This is a genomic window from uncultured Roseobacter sp. (assembly GCF_947501835.1).
Taxonomy (GTDB): domain Bacteria; phylum Pseudomonadota; class Alphaproteobacteria; order Rhodobacterales; family Rhodobacteraceae; genus Roseobacter.
This window is the reverse complement of the sequence record NZ_CANMXR010000001.1, coordinates 593,972-612,082: the sequence shown is the minus strand read 5'-3', so window position 1 is coordinate 612,082 and position 18,111 is coordinate 593,972. Positions and strand designations below refer to the sequence as shown.

General features: G+C 59.3%; 14 protein-coding genes. 8 read left to right on the top strand and 6 right to left on the bottom strand.

The window, feature by feature from the left end:
- Window positions 1-76: 76 nt before the first annotated feature.
- On the bottom strand, window positions 77-2,404 hold the full coding sequence (locus Q1A20_RS02940; RefSeq protein ID WP_299915846.1) for a hypothetical protein: 2,328 nt from the start codon (window positions 2,402-2,404) through the stop codon (window positions 77-79).
- A gap of 157 nt (window positions 2,405-2,561) precedes the next feature.
- Between Q1A20_RS02940 and Q1A20_RS02935 the strand changes: the two genes are divergently transcribed.
- On the top strand, window positions 2,562-3,251 hold the full coding sequence (locus Q1A20_RS02935; RefSeq protein WP_299403730.1) for an SIMPL domain-containing protein: 690 nt from the start codon (window positions 2,562-2,564) through the stop codon (window positions 3,249-3,251).
- A gap of 52 nt (window positions 3,252-3,303) precedes the next feature.
- Here Q1A20_RS02935 and Q1A20_RS02930 read toward each other — a convergent pair whose 3' ends face one another.
- Complete coding sequence (locus tag Q1A20_RS02930) at window positions 3,304-4,596, bottom strand: O-acetylhomoserine aminocarboxypropyltransferase/cysteine synthase family protein (RefSeq protein ID WP_298970065.1); 1,293 nt, start codon at window positions 4,594-4,596, stop codon at window positions 3,304-3,306.
- Window positions 4,597-4,679: 83 nt separating this feature from the next.
- Window positions 4,680-5,687: a hypothetical protein gene (locus tag Q1A20_RS02925; protein WP_299915843.1), complete on the bottom strand. Its 1,008-nt coding sequence runs from the start codon at window positions 5,685-5,687 to the stop codon at window positions 4,680-4,682.
- Window positions 5,688-6,202: 515 nt separating this feature from the next.
- Here Q1A20_RS02925 and Q1A20_RS02920 point away from each other — a divergent pair.
- Window positions 6,203-6,508 carry a hypothetical protein gene (locus Q1A20_RS02920; protein WP_299403736.1) on the top strand — a complete coding sequence of 102 codons (306 nt, stop codon included), beginning with the start codon at window positions 6,203-6,205 and terminating at the stop codon, window positions 6,506-6,508.
- 233 nt (window positions 6,509-6,741) lie between these two features.
- Window positions 6,742-8,091: an arylsulfotransferase family protein gene (locus tag Q1A20_RS02915; RefSeq protein WP_299403738.1), complete on the top strand. Its 1,350-nt coding sequence runs from the start codon at window positions 6,742-6,744 to the stop codon at window positions 8,089-8,091.
- Between the two features lie 331 nt (window positions 8,092-8,422).
- Here the strand turns inward: Q1A20_RS02915 and Q1A20_RS02910 are convergent, their stop codons facing one another.
- Together Q1A20_RS02910 and Q1A20_RS02905 are read right to left on the bottom strand one after the other, a co-directional pair.
- Window positions 8,423-9,091: a GntR family transcriptional regulator gene (locus Q1A20_RS02910; RefSeq protein ID WP_299403741.1), complete on the bottom strand. Its 669-nt coding sequence runs from the start codon at window positions 9,089-9,091 to the stop codon at window positions 8,423-8,425.
- 9 nt (window positions 9,092-9,100) lie between these two features.
- Window positions 9,101-11,974, bottom strand: a complete 2,874-nt coding sequence (locus Q1A20_RS02905; protein WP_299915840.1) for an FAD-binding oxidoreductase — start codon at window positions 11,972-11,974, stop codon at window positions 9,101-9,103.
- Window positions 11,975-12,111: 137 nt separating this feature from the next.
- Between Q1A20_RS02905 and Q1A20_RS02900 the strand changes: the two genes are divergently transcribed.
- From Q1A20_RS02900 to Q1A20_RS02885, 4 genes are all read left to right on the top strand, one after another.
- Window positions 12,112-13,299, top strand: a complete 1,188-nt coding sequence (locus Q1A20_RS02900) for an aminotransferase class V-fold PLP-dependent enzyme (RefSeq protein WP_299403746.1) — start codon at window positions 12,112-12,114, stop codon at window positions 13,297-13,299.
- A 34-nt stretch (window positions 13,300-13,333) separates the two neighbouring features.
- A complete protein-coding gene (locus tag Q1A20_RS02895) occupies window positions 13,334-14,314 on the top strand; it encodes a TRAP transporter substrate-binding protein (RefSeq protein WP_299403749.1) in 981 nt (326 codons plus the stop codon).
- A 109-nt stretch (window positions 14,315-14,423) separates the two neighbouring features.
- The gene (locus Q1A20_RS02890; RefSeq protein WP_299403751.1) at window positions 14,424-14,966 is read left to right on the top strand and encodes a TRAP transporter small permease; all 543 of its coding nucleotides are present in this window, start codon (window positions 14,424-14,426) and stop codon (window positions 14,964-14,966) included.
- The gene (locus Q1A20_RS02885; protein ID WP_299403754.1) at window positions 14,966-16,246 is read left to right on the top strand and encodes a TRAP transporter large permease; all 1,281 of its coding nucleotides are present in this window, start codon (window positions 14,966-14,968) and stop codon (window positions 16,244-16,246) included. Before Q1A20_RS02890 ends, Q1A20_RS02885 begins: the two co-directional genes overlap by 1 nt.
- Before the next feature lie 62 nt (window positions 16,247-16,308).
- Here the strand turns inward: Q1A20_RS02885 and Q1A20_RS02880 are convergent, their stop codons facing one another.
- Window positions 16,309-16,977, bottom strand: coding sequence for a FadR/GntR family transcriptional regulator (locus Q1A20_RS02880; RefSeq protein WP_299403757.1), 669 nt, complete (start codon window positions 16,975-16,977; stop codon window positions 16,309-16,311).
- Between the two features lie 183 nt (window positions 16,978-17,160).
- Here Q1A20_RS02880 and Q1A20_RS02875 point away from each other — a divergent pair, with 183 nt between their 5' ends.
- Complete coding sequence (locus Q1A20_RS02875) at window positions 17,161-18,087, top strand: fumarylacetoacetate hydrolase family protein (protein WP_299915837.1); 927 nt, start codon at window positions 17,161-17,163, stop codon at window positions 18,085-18,087.
- Window positions 18,088-18,111: the final 24 nt, after the last annotated feature.

Sequence of the window (18,111 nt, the reverse complement as noted above, 5' to 3'; positions counted from 1 at the left end):
TGGGTGCTCAGTCACTCAGCGGGGGATCAGGAGTTGGGAAGTCTACGGGCGTGCCATGGGGCGCTCCCCCGACGGGTCAGCCTTTGGGCATTTTCAAAACGATGTTCCGACCGCTTTTCTGATACCGTAGCTCGCCCTCACCAATGGCCGAGATACGCCCGCCATCAATGCGATCACCGACCTCGACCTTTTTGTAGCGCCCGTTTGCGAGACGTACCAGGGCGCGCCGCTGGGAGGGCGTGCCATAAACGCCGATCAGATTGACCTTCCGCAGATTGATTGCGTTGCGCACGGTGGCCTCGCGGGCCACGGAGGCGCTTGAGGGGATGTTGGGCGTGATGGCGCGTGGTGCAATCGATGCGGTGGCAACCGAAGCTGCAGCGGCGGCGGCTTCTTGGGAGCGCTGAACGATCTGGTTGAAATTGCTTGGGCGTGCGTCGGGACGCAGGGTTGCCGCCAGGGCCAAACGGCTGTTGCTGGCGGCAATGCCCTGCGCATTCGGGTCCGACAGGAGCGCGGCACTGCCCTCCAGCGGAACGAGGCTCGCTGAGGCAACAGTGGTTTCAGGTGACGGCGGCCTCGGCCGCGCGGGGGGCCGAATTTCCGCCAGTTCCGAGCGTGTAAGGCCGTCCAGCGTTGCGCGCTCCGTTGTCTCCACAATGTCGGCCGGGCGCAGACGCGGGCGGAAGGCGGCAAGCTCCGTCTGCACCGGGCTCAGCTCTTCCGTGGCTTCGGGGCCACCGCGTTCGGGCAGCGAGGTGGGGCGGACAGGCGGGGCACCGGCGAAGATCTTGATGCCATCGGGCGAGAGCGCACCCTCGCTGGATCCGACAACAAGCCCGCGATCATCCAGTGCAAATTTTGTCCCTGCAGCCGCGGGTGAATTGGGGGCGTCCAGCGCGACATCGCGATTGAGCTCTTCCACTGATGGCAGGGCAACGGCGTCGAACGCGGGCTCAATCGGATCGATGCTGGTCACATAAAGGTCTTCGATATCAACCAGGGGCGGGGGTCTCGGGACATCTGGCGCGATGGGCCAGATCCCGGTGACCGCGTATTGCGCGCGCAGATCATCAGTGGTCGTCGGTTGCGGCGATGCGCTGTCGTCTTGTGCGAGCGGTGTGCGCAACGCATCAAGCACGGCGGCATCTTCATCCGTCAGGTTCGGGTTAAGCGAGGTGAATTCGGTTTCGTCGAGCTGGGTAGGGGCCGGATCAGCTTTGGATGCATCCGATTGTGGAATGGGCGGAGAGACCTGGATGGCCGTGGTATCGACATCGGCACGGGATGTGCGGTCAAAAAGACCCGCGATGCTTTCCGGCATCTTGCCAGATGCAAAAGCGCCTACTCCGACGAGAATAACCAGAAGTGCAACCGTCAGAACAAGAGCTGTATAGCGCGGCGCTTGTTTGCGTGGCATCTGCGCGCGGGCCCCGAACACGGTCATGCGTTCGGCTTCATCCGTGACGGGCTTGGGTTTTACCGGTGCAACGACATTCGGTTTTGGAACGCGCACCGAACGGGCTTTGGGCGTGTAGGGCGCCGCCGCCGATTCTGCAAAACCACGCGCTGCCATGGCTGGCTCCGGCTTTTGCACGAAGGTGGGGCGCGGTGGCGCGATGGGTTGCCGCCTGCTGGAGAACGTTGGCGGGGGCGGCGGCACATCGATGGGTGGCACCTGGGGCGCCGCGACATCTGCGGAGATATCACTGTTCTTGCGCAGGTTTTCGAGCGCGTCACCCAACCGGTTTCGGGGCTCGGTTGCGGTGTCATCGGTCCAATCGATCACATGCGCAGCATCAGCGGGCGTCGCCTCCGCTGCGGCGGGCTCCACGACGGGGCCTTCGGGCACGGTCACGTCACCGATGACGACAATGGCAACGCCGTCCGGCTCCACGCTTTGGCCGCTCTCCAGCAAGGTGCGCGCCGCTTTTGACGGCCCAAAGTAAGGTTCGCCAAGAAAGGAGTTGTGATCCGGGATCGCCACGAAACTGACGGGATGAAACCTGTGCTCCTCCGCAAAGGTCTCGGCTTCGTCCAGCGTTTCCTGTGCGACAGCCGCGACATGGGTGCGATCACCGTCTTGAGAGATGTCGAACGCCAGATCGTCGACCGCATAGGGCGTTGCACCCTCAAGGGCGGCCCGCGCGGCATCCCGGCAGGCGGCGATGTCCATATCCGGTGTGTCGATGCTCAGATAACGGATCTGCCCATTGGGAATGACAAGCTTGCAGCGCACCCCGTCCGGCGCCAGCGACGACGCGGTTTTGCGCAGCATCGCGAGCTCGGAAATCAGCTCTTTTGCCTCTGGCGAAACTTCGCCGACCAGTCGCCACCCGCCCGCTGCGCGATGCAGCAACCGGATGCTCTCAGCGGATAAAGACAACGCGAAGTTTGGTTTCATGTCGTGGGTTTACCAGCCGATTGCGAAGTTGCACAGAACGTTGATGACATTTGAGATCATACAGCAGGTCTTTGCCGAGGAAAAGTGAACCATGTCTTAACGGCTTGCTCTTGCAGGAGCGGGAGTGTCAGGTAAATGGAATGTATGGAGGATAACGATGAGACATGTTTTTAAGCTTGTGATGATCTTGTGCATGGCAGCAGGCAACGCTTTTGCCGAAGATCTGCGCGTGATCACTACGAACGGACAGGGCGCGGTTGAGGCTGCCCCGGATATGGCGACCATTCGCCTTGGCGTGACCCAGGAGGCGAAAGAGGCCGCCGCCGCCATGGCAGCGACATCTGAAGGCGTAGCAGCCGTGTTGAGCCGGTTGTCGGAGGCGGGGATCGCGCCGCGCGACATGCAAACCAACAATATTTCGCTGCAACCGGTCTGGTCGGGGCGGGGATCGAACAGCGACACACCGGCAAAGATCACCGGCTTTGTGGCCAGCAACACTCTGACCGTGCGGGTGCGCGATCTGGCGGCACTTGGTGGCATCCTGGATCTGGTTGTCAGTGACGGTGCCAATACCTTCAATGGCTTGTCATTTGGCCTGCAAGAGCCGAAACCGGTCGCAGATGCGGCCCGGGCCGAGGCGGTGCGCGACGCGATAGACCGTGCTCAGCAATTGGCGGATGCCGCGGGTGTCGTTTTGGGCGCCATTCAATCGATCAGCGAACAGGGCGGCATGCCACGCCCGCAGATGATGGAGATGGCGGCCGCCCGTCAGATGGACGCACCGGTGGCTGCGGGAGAGTTGACCGTGACGGCTTCGGTCAACATCGTTTTTACCATCGCTGAATAGCTTCTCTTAGAACTGGAAAAAGGGGTGCCGTCGGAGCGCCCCTTTTTCATGTTCAACTGGTGGCTTTGGCCAAGGCCTGATCCAGATCGGCAATCAGATCATCGGCGTTTTCCGTACCGATGGAAATGCGCACCACGCCCGGACCGGCCCCCGCGGCTTCCTGTTGCTCCGCTGTCAACTGCCGGTGGGTAGTGGAGGCGGAGTGGATGACAAGGCTGCGGGTATCGCCGAGATTGGCCACATGGCTGAAGATCTCCAGCGCGTTGACGAATTTCACGCAAGCCTCATACCCGCCCTTGATCGCGAAGGTGAAGAGCCCGCCCGCGCCCTTGGGGCAGATCTTTTTGACCCGGTCATGGTAGGGCGATGATTTCAAACCGGCGTAGGTCACGTAGTCTACGCGCGGGTCTTTCTCCAGCCAGCCCGCCACAGTCTCGGCATTCTCCACATGACGTTCCATGCGCAGGCTCAGCGTTTCCGTCCCCATCAGCGTATAATGCGCCGCCTGCGGGTTCATCGTCATGCCGAGGTCTCGCAGCCCGATGGCGATGGAGTGGAAGGTGAAGGCGAGGGGCCCAAAGGTCTCGTGGAACTTCAGCCCGTGATAGGCAGGCTCCGGTTGGCTGAGCGAGGGGAATTTATCGTTTGCTGACCAGTCGAATTTGCCTGAATCCACCACGCAGCCGCCGGTTACCGTGCCATTGCCGGTCAGGTATTTCGTGGTGGAATGCACGACCAGCGTCGCGCCATGCTCAATCGGGCGGCAGAGGTAGGGCGTGGCGGAGGTATTGTCGACGATCAGCGGAATGCCCGCCGCATCGGAGATTTTCGATATTGCGTCGAGATCGGTGATATAGCCGCCCGGGTTGGCGATGGCTTCGCAGAACACCGCACGCGTGTCGTCGTTGATCGCCGCTTTGACCGCATCCAGATCGTCGAAATCGACGAAAGTAGCTTCCCAGCCGAACCGTTTGATCGTGTGCGAGAATTGCGTGACCGTCCCACCATAAAGCCGGGTGGAAACCACGATGTTCTTGCCCGGCATCATCAGCGGGAAAAGCGCCATGATCTGGGCGGCGTGGCCCGAGGAACAGCAGGCCGCACCGACGCCCCCTTCGAGTGTGGCGATCCGTTCCTGCAGCACGGCGACGGTGGGATTGGTCAGGCGTGAATAGATGAACCCCACTTCCTGCAGATTAAACAGCGCCGCCGCATGATCCGCATCGCGGAACACATAGGCTGTGGTCTGGTAGATCGGCGTCTGGCGGGCACCGGTTGCCGGGTCGGGGCGCGCGCCTGCGTGAATTTGCAGGGTGTCAAAGCCGTAGCTGGGGCCGTCTGTCATGGGGTTCCTCCTGAGGACTATTTGCCCATATCGTTAGGCGAAGGGGGCAGAGCATACAAGGGCGGCTGCTCTGCCCCCGTCTGTCAGCGCATCCAGAAGCCCGCGGATTTGATCCGGTTCCGGATCGCAGCTTCGCGCCGTGGCAGGTTGTCCTGATCGAAGAGTGCGCGCACCTTTGCGCCCCGGCCCTGATAGACGTTGCGCTTGATCGGCTCATGCGCCTTGAGCAGCTTCTTGAGTTTATTGGGGGCCGCGACCTCTTCGAGGACCTTGATCACATGGTCGCTTTCGCGGGCATAGAGCAGCGGGAACATGCGGTAATGGCAACTCACGGTGCCGTCCAGCAATCCAGCGGGTAGGGTGTCACGCCCGCCGCCAAGCGCGTGAATGACCAGAGGCAGGGCGATCTGATCCAGCCAGGGGTGCAATTCCTGCGCGCAAAGCGCCTGTGGCGGGTCGTTTCGGATCGCCACAGCATAGTCGCGAAACAGGTCACCAAAGACACGCGGGCATTCGTAGAAGAAGAACCCGGCGTTGAAATAGAGGTAACGTTTCCAGTATTCGTCGGGTTGATCGGGGTCGAGCGAGCTTTCGAAATCCAGCCCGAACTTGTCATAGAGAGACCGCCACAGATCAGTGTAGCCGGGCCCGTAGAGTTCGGGTTTGGGCCAGGTGCCTTCGCGCCGGAGTGATGCCGTGGGACGGGCGAAGTCAAAGGGCACCTGCGTCAGATCGCCGGTGATCAGGGTGTCGGTGTCGAAAAAGACAAAAGGCTCTTGGGGGGGAAGCGCTGCGAGCATTTCGATCTTGTTGCCATAGGGGTACTCCGCACCAAAGTGAATGCTTTCAAAAGGCAGGATTTCCGCCCCGAGCGCCCCAAACATCTCCAGCGCAGCATGATCGGAGATACGCGGATCATCTGGCCAGAGCGGACCAGGTTGTGGCTCGGCGATCAGCAACCGACCGCTAAAATCCGGACTGCACTGGCGCAAGGAGGCTGCAAACAGCAACGCCTCATAAGTCAGCCGCCCTTTTTGCGCGACAACAACCACATTGAAGTCAGTCTTCCCGGTTTCAGCCGATCCGGCCATGAATGCCTGTCCCTTTGAGGGTCTTTTGCGAAACTATAGGCGCAAGGGCGGCGGGACTAAAGCAATTTGCGCAGTCAGGTTAGAAGGTCGGCTGCGATGCTTCGGATGGGTCCCTGATTGATCCATTTTCGCCTGTCGTCGCGCACGCCTTTCAGGCTCAGAAACGAACCTGTCCGGGATTGCCGAGGAAGCGGATGCAAGCCGGAAAGCCCACAAGTAAATTGGCGCGGCACGCAGGTCGCGGCCAGCTGTTTCCGGCGCAGAACTTCATCGTCTGTGCTCAAAGCTTGCGTTGCGAGGCAACCTAGCTCTCTGAGGCGCACTGCGGGTGCCATTTTGCGAATGGGATATTTTGTCTCAAAACACTCAAAATAGCGCGGTTGCGAAGAGGAAAATGCCGATGTTCTTGCTTCTTTATTGACAGGAATGTTTCATTTTTGGTCTGTTTAAACAACCACCGGTCGTAACGCGAACATGACCGCAAAAAACCGAAAATGATCCAACGGGAACCTTCTGTGACAAAGCCTCAGCAATCGCTCGAAGAAAGCAATCTGTACATCTATGACTTTGAGCGGTCGAATGAAAAGCGCGGCAAGACCCAGAAGTACTCCCACCGCAGCACGTTCACGCAATTGCTGACGGAAACCGAGGCGTTGCCCGATTCCCTGAAATCAACCGAATGTCTTTTCCTGGCGGCCAAACTGGTGGAAGAAGCGGCCTACACGCTTGCGTCTGAGAAACCACATGGGGAGGTTCTTCAGCTCATGTTGATGGCCGCGCGGATTGAGAAAGAGGTCGAACGGATTTCTGGTATTCGTTGACGGTGCAGAGTTTGGCCCTCTCGACGTGCTCTTCCGATGCCCTAAGAAACCGCGGTTTCTGATGACCGGCGCATAGGTCGGTCATTTCGCATCCAATTGTTCGCAATACCGATTCAATACCCTTTGATCTTTTAAAGCGTTTCTGAGAAACGGCCAAAAATATTGAGGGGTTCCCTTAGTGTTATGTTTCTTTAACATGTCCTTGGGATGGTGCACGAGTAGGGGTGGTTTCTGTGGAACGATGGCTCGCCAAGAAGGTTGAATTGCGTATCCTGTTGGGGGCAGTTCTTTTGATGCTGCTCTTGACGTGGGTGTTTGGCTGGTTGGTCTACAACCGTTTGTCCGGTGGAGAGCACTTCGGGTCGGCGTCTTCCGCCGCTGTGCTGATCGTATCGGCACCGAAAACAGCCCAAAAGATCCTCAGCGGTGACCTGAAACTCGATGATCACGAAGTGCGGGCGAATTTTGATGAAGCGGGCGGGTTCACTTTCTTTCGTGAACCGGAAGCGCCGCAATATGTCCTTGTCAGCCGGTATGACGGCGATATTCGCTGGAGCATTGTGGAGCTTTATCGCGAGGGTGAGAGCGATCCCATCCATGTGTGGAAATTCGACCAGCCTGAGGAATTCGCATTTGCGTCGGAAAATCGCTTTGCGGTGTCCCCGAAGCCGCGCAAGTCCCACCTCCTACGGACAGTGCACCCGCAGCTGATGTCGGACGGCTCGCTCGTCGTCCACTCACATTATTCGGGCCTTTACCGGGTCGATGCTTGCAGCAAACCGATCTGGACGAATGCCGAGTTTGGCTTTCACCACAGCGTCGAAATTTCACCCGAAGGTGACATCTGGACGCCGGGCACCGTGTCGCCGGAAATCGAAGGCTATGGCTGGAACGAGAAAACATACGATGATCACATCGTGAAGGTCTCACCAGAGGGAGAGGTGCTCTACGCCAAATCCGTGCTGCAAATGCTGATTGATGCGGACCTCATCAATCTGATTTACGACTATGACTTTACCGTGCAGGATCCCATCCACCTGAATGACATCGAACCGGTTCGCGCAGACGGAGAGATCGCAAAGCGCGGAGACGTGTTTCTGAGCCTGGGACATTTGAATATGGTCCTATTGTTCCGACCGGCAACCGACGAGATTATCTGGTATTCGCAGGACCTGATGATGCACCAGCACGATGTCGACCCGCTGGGCCCTGACAGCATCTCCGTCTATGACAACCGACGCAAGACGGATGCGGATGGCAAGCCGTTTGTCCTGGGCTTGAACGAGCTCCTGCGTTTCGATTTGCCCGGCAAGAAAGCGGAGCAATTCTTTCTGGATGAAATGAGTTCGATGGACATTCGGACGTTTAATCAGGGTCTTTCGGATGCGATCGCAGGGTCTGGACGCATGGTGGAAGAAACCTCCCGGGGCCGGTTGATCAAGTTTGGTGAGGATGGTGCACCGGATTGGGTGTTTTTGAACCGGTCAGAGAGTGATCGTTTGTGGGTAATGAACTGGTCGCGTTACTTACCCAAGGCCGTTGGCGATGTCGCGGTTGAGGCTTTGGCCGCGACCAAGTGCTGACCTGCCCGACAGATCGCTTTTCTAGCTCAACCAGCCAAAAGGTGGTGCAAAGTTGCAAGCTCGCTGCCCTTTGCTTCGCGCAAACGCGGCGGAAAATCACCTGACATCTTCAATGAGATCATAATGCCGGGTGCTGCTGGAACCGCCACCCTTTCTATAGGCGTTCAGAAGTGCTCAGTTTCATTGCTCAGAACTTGCGGTGTTTCGCTTAGAGGCCCGTCGCAATGCTTTGTCAGGCGGGTTAAAGTGCGGAGGTTATCTGGAGAAACGAAACACCTATTCGGGATCATGTAAGAGGGTAATTGCAATGCCTTTGAGGGCAGTTCGGTCCCTACTCGGGGTCGCAGCCAAGCGCTTTTAGATGGGCCGTGAACTTATTCATCATATGCGTCTTCATAAGCTGTCCGAGCCGGGGTGCGTCGCGATTGCGCAGCCGATCCATCATCTGGTTGTGCTCGTCGATTGCTTCGGCCCAGCGTTCGTCAGAGAGGTTGACCATGAACCGGGTTCGGCTGACACGGGCGGCGAGCCTGCGGTGATGCGCTTTTAGAACATCGTTCTCGGCCCCTTCGATCAGAGCATTGTGAATGTCCTGATTGGCCTGAAAATACGCCGTTCGATCCCTTGCCTCATAGGCTCGGACCATCGCGTTATGGCGCTTTTCGATGCTTGCGATGCCGTCGTCATCCAAACGTTCACAAGCCAGTTCACCCGCCAATTGCTCAAGCACCGCAATCACTGGAAAGGTGTTTTCCAGCTCTTCACGCGTGACCCGGGCAATGCGCGCGCCGCGGTTGGGCAGAAGCACGACCAGCCCTTCCGAGGCCAGCACCTTGAGCGCTTCGCGTAACGGTGTCCGCGACACACCAAAGGTTTCGCACAGCTCCTTTTCCGGCACCTTTTCATCAGGCTTCAGAACATCCTCGATGACGAGATTGCGCAGCCGTTCCACCAATTCTTCATGTAAGGTGGCGCGTTTGATGCTGCTGGTCAGATTCATATCGTCCTCCTACCCGGCCAGAACTCTGTCCAATACGTGCGCCACGTGATGCGCGCGCCTGGGGGTCCCGTCCGCAATCTGATGACGGCAAGATGTGCCGTCCGCCACAATCAGCGCCTCCGCCGGCACAGCATCAAGTGCCGGGAAAAGGTCAAGTTGCGCCATCTTGAGGGACACGTCAATTGTATCCGGCGCGTATCCAAACGCCCCGGCCATGCCGCAGCAGCTCGATTCGATCATATGCACCTGGGCGTCCGGAATGCGGCCCAGCAGCGCGAGCATGGGCGATACCGCGTCATGCGCCTTTTGGTGGCAATGGCCATGTACGTAGATCGGGCGGCCAAGTGGCTTGAGCGGCAGTTCGGTGTGCTGCATCAGAAACTCTTCGAAGGTGCAGGTGGCTTCGGCCAATGCGTCAGCCTCTTGGCCGGGACAGAGTGCAAGAAATTCATCGCGCAGGGTTAGGATCGAGGAGGGCTCCAGACCCACCACCTTGACCCCGCGGGCAACGGCGTTCCGGGTGGCGGCGATGACACGCTGCGCCTCTGCCCGTGCCGCATCCACAGCCCCCACCGCAAGCCGCGTTCGCCCGCAATCCAGCGCACGGCCCGATCCATCCTGTGCGACGGCAACGCGCATTCCGGCGGCGCGCAAAACCCGTAGAGCGGCGCGCAGGTTCTCAGGCTCGAAGTAGCGGTTGAAGACATCGGCAAAGAGCAGAACGTCGGGTGCCTCGTCCTGTGCCTCAGCGTCGCGGAATGGATTGATCGACCAGACGGGCAGGGTGCGGCGGTGAGAAATGCCGGTCAGGCCTTCGGTCAGTCTGCGCAGAGGGCCGATCTTGTTGCGCAGGTTCATCAGAAACGCGACTTTGGCCGCGTAGGGCGCATAGCGGGGCAGGTGCCCGACCAACTTGTCAGCAACCGTCAGTCCGTTTTTCTGGCGCTGGGCGGCGAGCACTTCGATCTTCATGCGGGCCATATCGACGCCCGTGGGGCATTCGCGGCGGCAGCCCTTGCAGGACACACAATATTTCATCGTGTCCGCCATGGCGTCGGACGTCAGCCCACCCGGCATTTGGCCGGAGATCGCAAACCGCAGCGTATTGGCCCGCCCTCGCGTCGTGTCGCGCTCGTTTCGGGTGGCCCGGAAGGATGGGCACATGACGCCCCCCTTGAGCTTGCGGCACGCGCCGTTGTTGTTGCACATCTCGACCGCGCCCTGAAATCCCCCTGCGGCACCGGGCCAGGCCGACCAGTCCAGCGCGGTCTCGAATTCCGGCACGTCATACCCCGGGCCATAGCGGAACACGCGCCGGTCATCCATTGCCGGGGCATGCACGATCTTGCCGGGGTTCATCAGGCCGCCCGGATCAAAGCGGGATTTCACCTCTTCAAAGGCATTTACGATACGTGGCCCAAACATCTTTTCATGAAACTCGGATCGGACGATCCCGTCGCCATGCTCGCCCGAATGAGACCCCTTGTAGCGTTTCACCAGATCGAAAGCCTCTTCGGCGATCGACCGCATCGTTTTGACATCCTGGTCCTGACGCATGTTCAGCACGGGGCGCACATGCAGGCAGCCGACCGAAGCATGGGCGTACCAGGTCCCTTTGGTGCCGTGGCGCGCGAAAATTTCGGTGAGCCCGCGCGTGTATTCCGGCAGATCAGGTAGTGCAACCGCGCAATCTTCGACGAAGGAAATGGGTTTGCCCGCCTCCTTCATGGACATCATCACGTTCAATCCCGATTTCCGATATTCCGCGATGGCGCTCTGCAAGGCGTTGTCCGTGATCGGCACAACACCCCCCCATCTGTCTTTATGCCCGCTGAAGGTGTAGCCAAGATTGCCCATCATCTCCGCCAGTTCCGCCAGCTTGGCGGCATTGGTCTCGGCGCTGCCTTCGGCGAACTCGACGAGCAAAAGCGCCTCGGGCGCGCCTTCCACAAAGGCTTCAATCGTTTTGCGAAAGAGCGGGATGTCACGCCCCAGTGCGATCATCGTGTCGTCGATGAGCTCAACCGCTTGTGGATTTAGGGTCACCAGATGCTGTGCGGCCTCCATCGCGGTATAGAAGGTTGGGAAATGGCAGACCCCCGTCACCTTTTCGCCGGGTAGATGCGCGAGGCTCAGCTCCAGTTCCGTGAAATAGGCGAGCGTGCCCTCGGAGCCCACAAGCAGATGCGCCATGTTCACTTCATTGCCGGTCAGCGCGTCGATGTTATAGCCGCCGACGCGGCGCTGCACCTTGGGAAAACGCGCGTCGATTTCATCTGCCTCGCGATGTCCCAGGGTGCGCATGTCCGCCACCAGATCGGCATAGGGTCCGGGGGCAGGTTCGGACCCGTTGAAATTTGCTTCGGTGCCGTCGGGGAGGATGCCGGTGATCGCTCGGACGTTGTCGCGCATGATGCCGTAGCGCAACGATTTTCCGCCGGAGGAGTTGTTTGCGGCCATGCCCCCCAAAGTGCAGCGTGAGGCCGTGGAGGGGTCGACCGGAAACCACAATCCATGCGGTTTGAGCGCGCGGTTCAGCTCATCCAGCACCAGCCCCGGCTCCACCCGTGCCCGAAGCGTGTCCGTATCAATATCCAGAATTCGGTTCAGGTGTCGGGTGTTGTCGAGCACCACGGCACGGTTCACAGTTTGCCCGCATTGTGAGGTGCCGCCGCCGCGCGGCAGGATCGGCACTTCTTCTTCGCGCGCGACGCTCATTGCCGCCTGAATATCGTCCTTTGACCGGGGGATGACCACGGCTTCGGGAATCATCTGGTAGATCGAGGCATCAGTCGCATAGCGCCCGCGGGAGGCGGGGTCAGACATGACCTGACCTTCAACAGCGCCGGTCAGCTTGTTGAAAAGACGGGCATTCTCACGCATGAGCGACGACTTCTCCTCGCGTTTTTGCGTAGGTCTATTAACGCAAACTTTAGTGTTGACTGAATTATGAATTCATAATTACGCTTTAGCAACTAGTAAATGCGCCCGTGCCGAGGCGCACGCCGGAGGAGTTTTCAATGCGTCAGGCTGGCAGACATTTCTTGCAAATCCCGGGTCCCAGCGCGGTGCCCGACCGCATCCTCAAAGCGATTGGCCAGCAGACCATCGATCATCGTGGTCCGGATTTCGCCGAGGTGGGCAAGAAAGCCCTCGACGGCATGAAATCCATCTTCAAAACCGAGCAGCACGTCTTCATCTTTCCGTCTTCCGGCACCGGCGCATGGGAGGCCGCTTTGGTCAACACGCTGTCGCCTGGCGACAAGGTCTTGATGTTTGAGACCGGGCATTTTGCGGCCATGTGGAACAAAATGGCGGGCAAGATCGGGCTGGAGCCTGAATTACTGGAAGGGGATTGGCGCGGCGGAGCAGAACCTGATCGGATCGAAAAGCACCTGCGGGAAGACGTGACGCATGAGATCAAGGCCGTCTGCGTGGTGCACAACGAAACCTCTACCGGATCGGTGTCACCCATCGCGGAAGTGCGCAAGGCCATCGATGCCGCCGGGCATCCCGCCCTCTTGATGGTCGATTCGATCTCTGGCCTGGCATCGATTGATTTCCGCTTTGACGCTTGGGGCGTGGATGTCTGTGTGTCGGGGTCTCAGAAGGGGCTGATGCTGCCGCCCGGCCTGAGTTTCAACGCGGTGAGCGAAAAGGCTCTGGAGCATTCGAAATCCGTGACGATGCCGCGCAGCTATTGGGACTGGCAAGACATGGTTGCGCCGAACCAAACCGGGTATTTCCCGTACACCCCCGGCACCAATCTGCTCTACGGCCTGAACGAGGCGATTGACATGCTGCATGAGGAGGGCTTCGACAGTGTCTTTGCCCGTCACGCCCGCCATGGTGCTGCGACGCGGGCGGCGGTTCGCGCCTGGGGGCTTGAGGTCTTGTGCGCCCGGCAGGGCGAGGAATCCGGTGTGCTGACCGCGGTCATGATGCCGGAAGGGCATTCCGCGGATGCTTTCCGTGCCACCACGCTCAAGCATTATGACATCTCGCTGGGCAATGGGCTGTCGAAAGTCGCCGACAAGGTCTTTCGCATCGGTCATTTGGGCGATTTCAACGATCTGATGCTGATGGCCACGCTCAGCGGTGTGGAGATGGGGTTTGCCAAAGCCGGTGTCCCTCACCAATCGGGCGGCGTGCAATCGGCGATGGACTATCTCAAGGAGACAACAGACGAGCGGGTCGCCGCTGAATAGCCCCCGGAACGGGGCATCAAAGGGAGGAAGAACCATGAAATTGAGAGCAACCATTCTTGCGAGTGTTGCGGCAATTGCGATGCCGCTCGCCGCCAGCGCGGCAGATTTGACCCTGCGATTTGGTCATGTCGGCAACCCCGGATCGCTGTTTGAAGCGTCGGCGGATGCTTTTGCCGAATGTGCCAATGGCAAGCTGGGAGAGAAGGCGGAGGTCCAGACCTTTGGCGCAAGCCAGCTTGGCAAGGACCGGGAACTGCTACAAAAGCTGAAGCTGGGCCAGGTGGACTTCTCACTGCCGTCGTCCGTCATGTCATCCGTGGCGCCTGAGTTCGGTGTCTTTGAGATGCCCTATATCGTGCAGGATCGCGACCATATGCGGCGCATTCAGGCAGAGCTGGGTGACGTCTTTCAGGACGCGGCGCTGCGCGAGGGATATCGGATCATCGGTTATTTCGAGAATGGTTTCCGCCACATCACGAACAACACGCGCCCGATCAACACACCCGAGGACCTGCAGGGCATCAAGCTGCGGACGCCCAATGGGGAATGGCGCGTGAAGATGTTCCAGCTTTACGGCGCCAACCCGACGCCGATGGCCTTCTCTGAAGTGTTTACAGCGCTGCAGACCAAAGTCATCGACGGGCAGGAAAACCCTTACGCTCAGATCGCCTCCGCCAAGTTCCAGGAAGTGCAGGAATATCTGTCGATCACGGGTCATGTTTACACGCCGGGATATGTGCTGGTGGCCGAGAACCAGTGGCAGCGTCTGCCGGAAGATGTGCGCGCGGAACTTGAGGCCTGCGGTGCTGAAACCCAGGATTTCGTTTATGAGCATGCGGCCAAGCTTGAAACCGAGCTGTTGCAGGTGATCAAAGACGCAGGTGTCGCGGTCAATGAGGCGGATAATCAGGCGTTCATCGAGGCCTCGGCGGCCATCTATGACGAGTTCGCCAGCACCGTTGAGGGGGGCGCAGACCTGATCGAACGCATCCAGAAGCTCGCTTCGGGGTCCTGACCTGAACAGAGCAGAAGGCCGCCATTGGCCTTCTGCCGACCTTTGGCCAGACGACCCAAAACAGCCATTTTGTAGATCATCGGGCGCGACACCCGGCAGGGACAAGGTTATGCTCAATTCACTGCGCAGGTTCTTCGAGGTGGTCCTCGAATACTTCGTCATTTTTCTGATGGTCATCCTGACGGTGATTGTCGTCGTGGCGGTGATCTACCGGCTGCTGGGCTCCAGCCTCGCCTGGTACGATGAAGTCGCGGCAATCCTGCTGGCCTGGATAACCTACTACGGTTCTGCGCTGGCCGCGCTGCGCCGCCGCCATATCGGCTTTGACAGCGTGCTGCTGTCGATCCCGATGCCGACGCGGATGTGGGCGGTTGCCTTGGCCGAAGCGATCACCGCCGGATTCTTCATTCTGCTGGCCTGGGCCGGGTATGTCGTGATGACCATCCTCGGGGGCATGTCGCTGGTTTCCCTGACCTGGGTGCCCGTCAGTTTCACCCAATCGGTTATCCCCGTCGGCGCCGTCTTGTTCCTGATCTGTCAGGCGCTCAGCCTGCCGGACTATTGGCGCAACACTGCGCGCGGCGTCTCCCTCGAACATGCCGAGATCGAGGAAGAGGTCGAAGCCGAAATGAAGAAAGCGGGGAACACCTGATGCTGATGCTGGCGATCTTCATCGCAATGGTGGCGATGATCTGTCTGAACGTGCCGATTGGTGTGGCGTTGGCCGTGTCCGCGATCGGCGGTCTCGTTGCTTTGGAAGGCACCGGATCGCTCGTGAATGTGGCGCTGGATATGTACAGCGGGGCAACCAAGTTTTCACTGATCGCCATTCCCATGTTTGTCTTGGCCGGTGCGATCATGAACGCAGGCGGCATCACCGACCGCCTGATCAATTTCGTTGCGGCACTCATCGGGTTCATTCGCGGTGGCCTTGCGCATGTGAACATTGGCGTCTCGCTGTTCTTCGCGGAAATCTCTGGCTCAGCCGTGGCGGATGTGGCGGCGATGGGCTCCGTGATGATCCCGCAGATGAAGAAACGCGGATATTCCGGTGCCTTTTCGGCTGCCGTCACATCCTCTTCGGCCTCGCTCGCGATCATCATCCCACCCTCGATCCCGATGATCCTCTATGCGACCTCGGCCAACGTGTCGGTGGAGCAGCTCTTTGTCGCCGGTATCGTGCCCGGCTTGATGGGCGCGGCGGGTCTCATGGGCGTCGCCTACTACTTCGCCTGCCGCTACGATCTGCCCCGGGAGGAGGCGTTCTCCGGCCGTAAACTATGGGTGGCTTTTGTCGACGCGCTGCCCACCTTCGCGCTGCCGGTCATCATTCTGGGCGGAATTTTCGGCGGCTACGTCACCGCCACAGAAGCCGCAGGGCTGGCCGTGCTTGCTGCGATTGCAATCAGCCTGTGGTACCGGCAGGTGGATCTCAGGCACCTGCAACGGTCCATGCTGGACGGGGGCATGCAGACGGCTGTGGTCATGTTGTTGGTCGCTGCCTCCGTGGTCATGGGGGGCTTTCTGACACGTGCGCAATACCCGCAGGAATTGGCGGCGGGTATCCTCAGCATCACGGAAAACAAATGGCTGATCCTGCTGATCCTGAACTTCTTCTTTCTGGTGATCGGCTTCTTTCTGCATTCCGCCGCGGCCATCATCCTTGTCGTGCCCATCGTCATTCCGCTGATCGACGCCGTGGGGATCAATCCGATCCACTTCGGCCTCGTGGTCACGCTCAACCTCGCCATCGGTCAGCAGACACCGCCCGTGGCCAGTGTGCTCATCACCGCCTGTGCTGTGGCGCGCGCCAATATCTGGGATGTGACGAAGGTTAATATCTACTTCATCGCAGTGCTGCTGACTGTGCTTCTCATGTGCACCTACATTCCGTCTATCCCGCTGTTCCTGGTAGATTATTTCTACAACTGACGTCGCTGGGCTGTGCGTTTTCCAGATGCGGGCCATAGCCCGGTCAGACGGCATTGCGCGCGTTACCGCATCTCGGGGAAGACCCGCGCATAGACGGATTTCAGATGTGCTGACATGGCCTTTTTGGCGCGCCGCGCATCGCCCGTTTCGATGGCGGCGACGATGCTCTCGTGCTGCTCAAAGCTGCAATAGTCTTGCGCCGGGCCGCGGGTCGTTCGGGTTTGCTTCCAGACCATGCCACGCCGAACCACATTCAGCGTTTCAAAGAAATAGAGATAAAGTTTGTTGTGCGCCGCGCGTGCGATTGCAAGGTGCAGGTTCGTGTCCCATGCTTCATAGCCGCGCCAATCGGCGGCTTGCGTGCAACCGGTGGCGCAGTCTCTGATCCGCACCAGATCTGACTTGTTTGCGTTTTCCGCCGCCAGCCGGGCCAATTCAGGTTCAATGGAATGGCGAACGGTTACGATCTGTTCGGCGGACACCAATTCACTCAGATATGCGACCTCTTCGAGGTTCAAAACGGGACGCGGCCCAACGAATGTCCCCCGCCCGACATGGCGCCAGATCAACCCGTTTTTCTCCAGTGATGCCAGTGCCGTACGCATCTGATGACGCGTCACGTCGAAGGCCTGGCAAAGCTCTCGCTCGGCGGGCAAGCGGTCGCTGAGCCCGTATTTCTGGGCAACGATCATCTTGCGCAATTGGTCCACGAGCGCGTTTGTTTCAGACACAATCTTTCACCCAATCACTGAATTGGTTGATTGAAATGTAGTCAACCTAAGCTCTTATTGAAAGTAACGATATCTGTCCGGCTGAGAAAATCGGCACTGGCGCAGCGTTTTGGCGGAGCCCATCGCAACAGCCAGCCCGCATGTTTCCAGGACAGTCATTGGTCACTAAGGGGGGAGGATCGGATGAGACTTGCAACTGTTTCGACAGCGGACGGCCCATTGGCGGTTACGCTGCTGAACAATGAGGCAGCATTGAACATCGCAAAGGCGGCAAAGAACCTCCCCGGTGTCGCTGGCGAGATCCTGCGCGCGGGCACCATCCAGGCGATTGTCGATAGAAGTTCGGAGGCGTTGCCCGCTCTGCAAGAGATCACAACAGAGGCCAACGGCGGCGGGTATGCAGATGCCACCTTTGATCCGCGCGGGTCATTTCTCGCCCCCATTCCCCACCCCCGCAAAAACGTCTTTTGCGTGGGGCGCAATTATGCGGAACACATCGCAGAAGGCGAGCGCGCGCAGAACACCAAGATCGGCGTCACGGATCACCCGGTGTATTTTACGAAACCCGCAACGGCAGTGGTCGGGCACGAAGGTGACGTGCTGCTCTTTCCCTCCGTCTCCGAGGCCATCGACTACGAGGTCGAATTGGCCGTGGTGATTGGCAAGGCCGGGCGGAACATTCCGAAGGAAAGCGCTTACGATCACGTCTTTGGATACACGATCCTCAACGACATCACGGCGCGCGACGTCCAGAGGCGGCATGGGGGGCAGTATTTCAAAGGGAAAGGTCTGGACGGGTCGTGCCCCATCGGTCCGTGGATCGTGACCGCGGATGAGATCGAAGACCCCCACAACATTGCCATCCGTCTGACCGTCAACGGTGACATGCGTCAGGACGGCCAGACCCGCGATATGATTTTCGACATCCCGACGCTGATTGCCTCGCTGTCGGAAGGTCTGACGCTGGAGCCGGGCGACATCCTTGCAACGGGCACACCGTCGGGCGTGGGTTATGCCATGGACCCACCGCAATTTCTGAAGGCGGGCGATACCGTCGTCTGCGACATCCCGAAAATCGGACAGCTCAAGAATACGGTCCGCTTGGCATAATCGGGCTCAAACGCACCCGTCAGA

Excerpts from the sequence above, each read along its gene's own strand:
- Q1A20_RS02940 (WP_299915846.1), bottom strand. The coding sequence starts at position 2,404 with ATGAAACCAAACTTCGCGTTGTCTTTATCCGCTGAGAGCATCCGGTTG.
- Q1A20_RS02935 (WP_299403730.1), top strand. The coding sequence starts at position 2,562 with ATGAGACATGTTTTTAAGCTTGTGATGATCTTGTGCATGGCAGCAGGC.
- Q1A20_RS02930 (WP_298970065.1), bottom strand. The coding sequence starts at position 4,596 with ATGACAGACGGCCCCAGCTACGGCTTTGACACCCTGCAAATTCACGCA.
- Q1A20_RS02925 (WP_299915843.1), bottom strand. The coding sequence starts at position 5,687 with ATGGCCGGATCGGCTGAAACCGGGAAGACTGACTTCAATGTGGTTGTT.
- Q1A20_RS02910 (WP_299403741.1), bottom strand. The coding sequence starts at position 9,091 with ATGAATCTGACCAGCAGCATCAAACGCGCCACCTTACATGAAGAATTG.
- Q1A20_RS02905 (WP_299915840.1), bottom strand. The coding sequence starts at position 11,974 with ATGCGTGAGAATGCCCGTCTTTTCAACAAGCTGACCGGCGCTGTTGAA.
- Q1A20_RS02900 (WP_299403746.1), top strand. The coding sequence starts at position 12,112 with ATGCGTCAGGCTGGCAGACATTTCTTGCAAATCCCGGGTCCCAGCGCG.
- Q1A20_RS02895 (WP_299403749.1), top strand. The coding sequence starts at position 13,334 with ATGAAATTGAGAGCAACCATTCTTGCGAGTGTTGCGGCAATTGCGATG.
- Q1A20_RS02890 (WP_299403751.1), top strand. The coding sequence starts at position 14,424 with ATGCTCAATTCACTGCGCAGGTTCTTCGAGGTGGTCCTCGAATACTTC.
- Q1A20_RS02885 (WP_299403754.1), top strand. The coding sequence starts at position 14,966 with ATGCTGATGCTGGCGATCTTCATCGCAATGGTGGCGATGATCTGTCTG.
- Q1A20_RS02875 (WP_299915837.1), top strand. The coding sequence starts at position 17,161 with ATGAGACTTGCAACTGTTTCGACAGCGGACGGCCCATTGGCGGTTACG.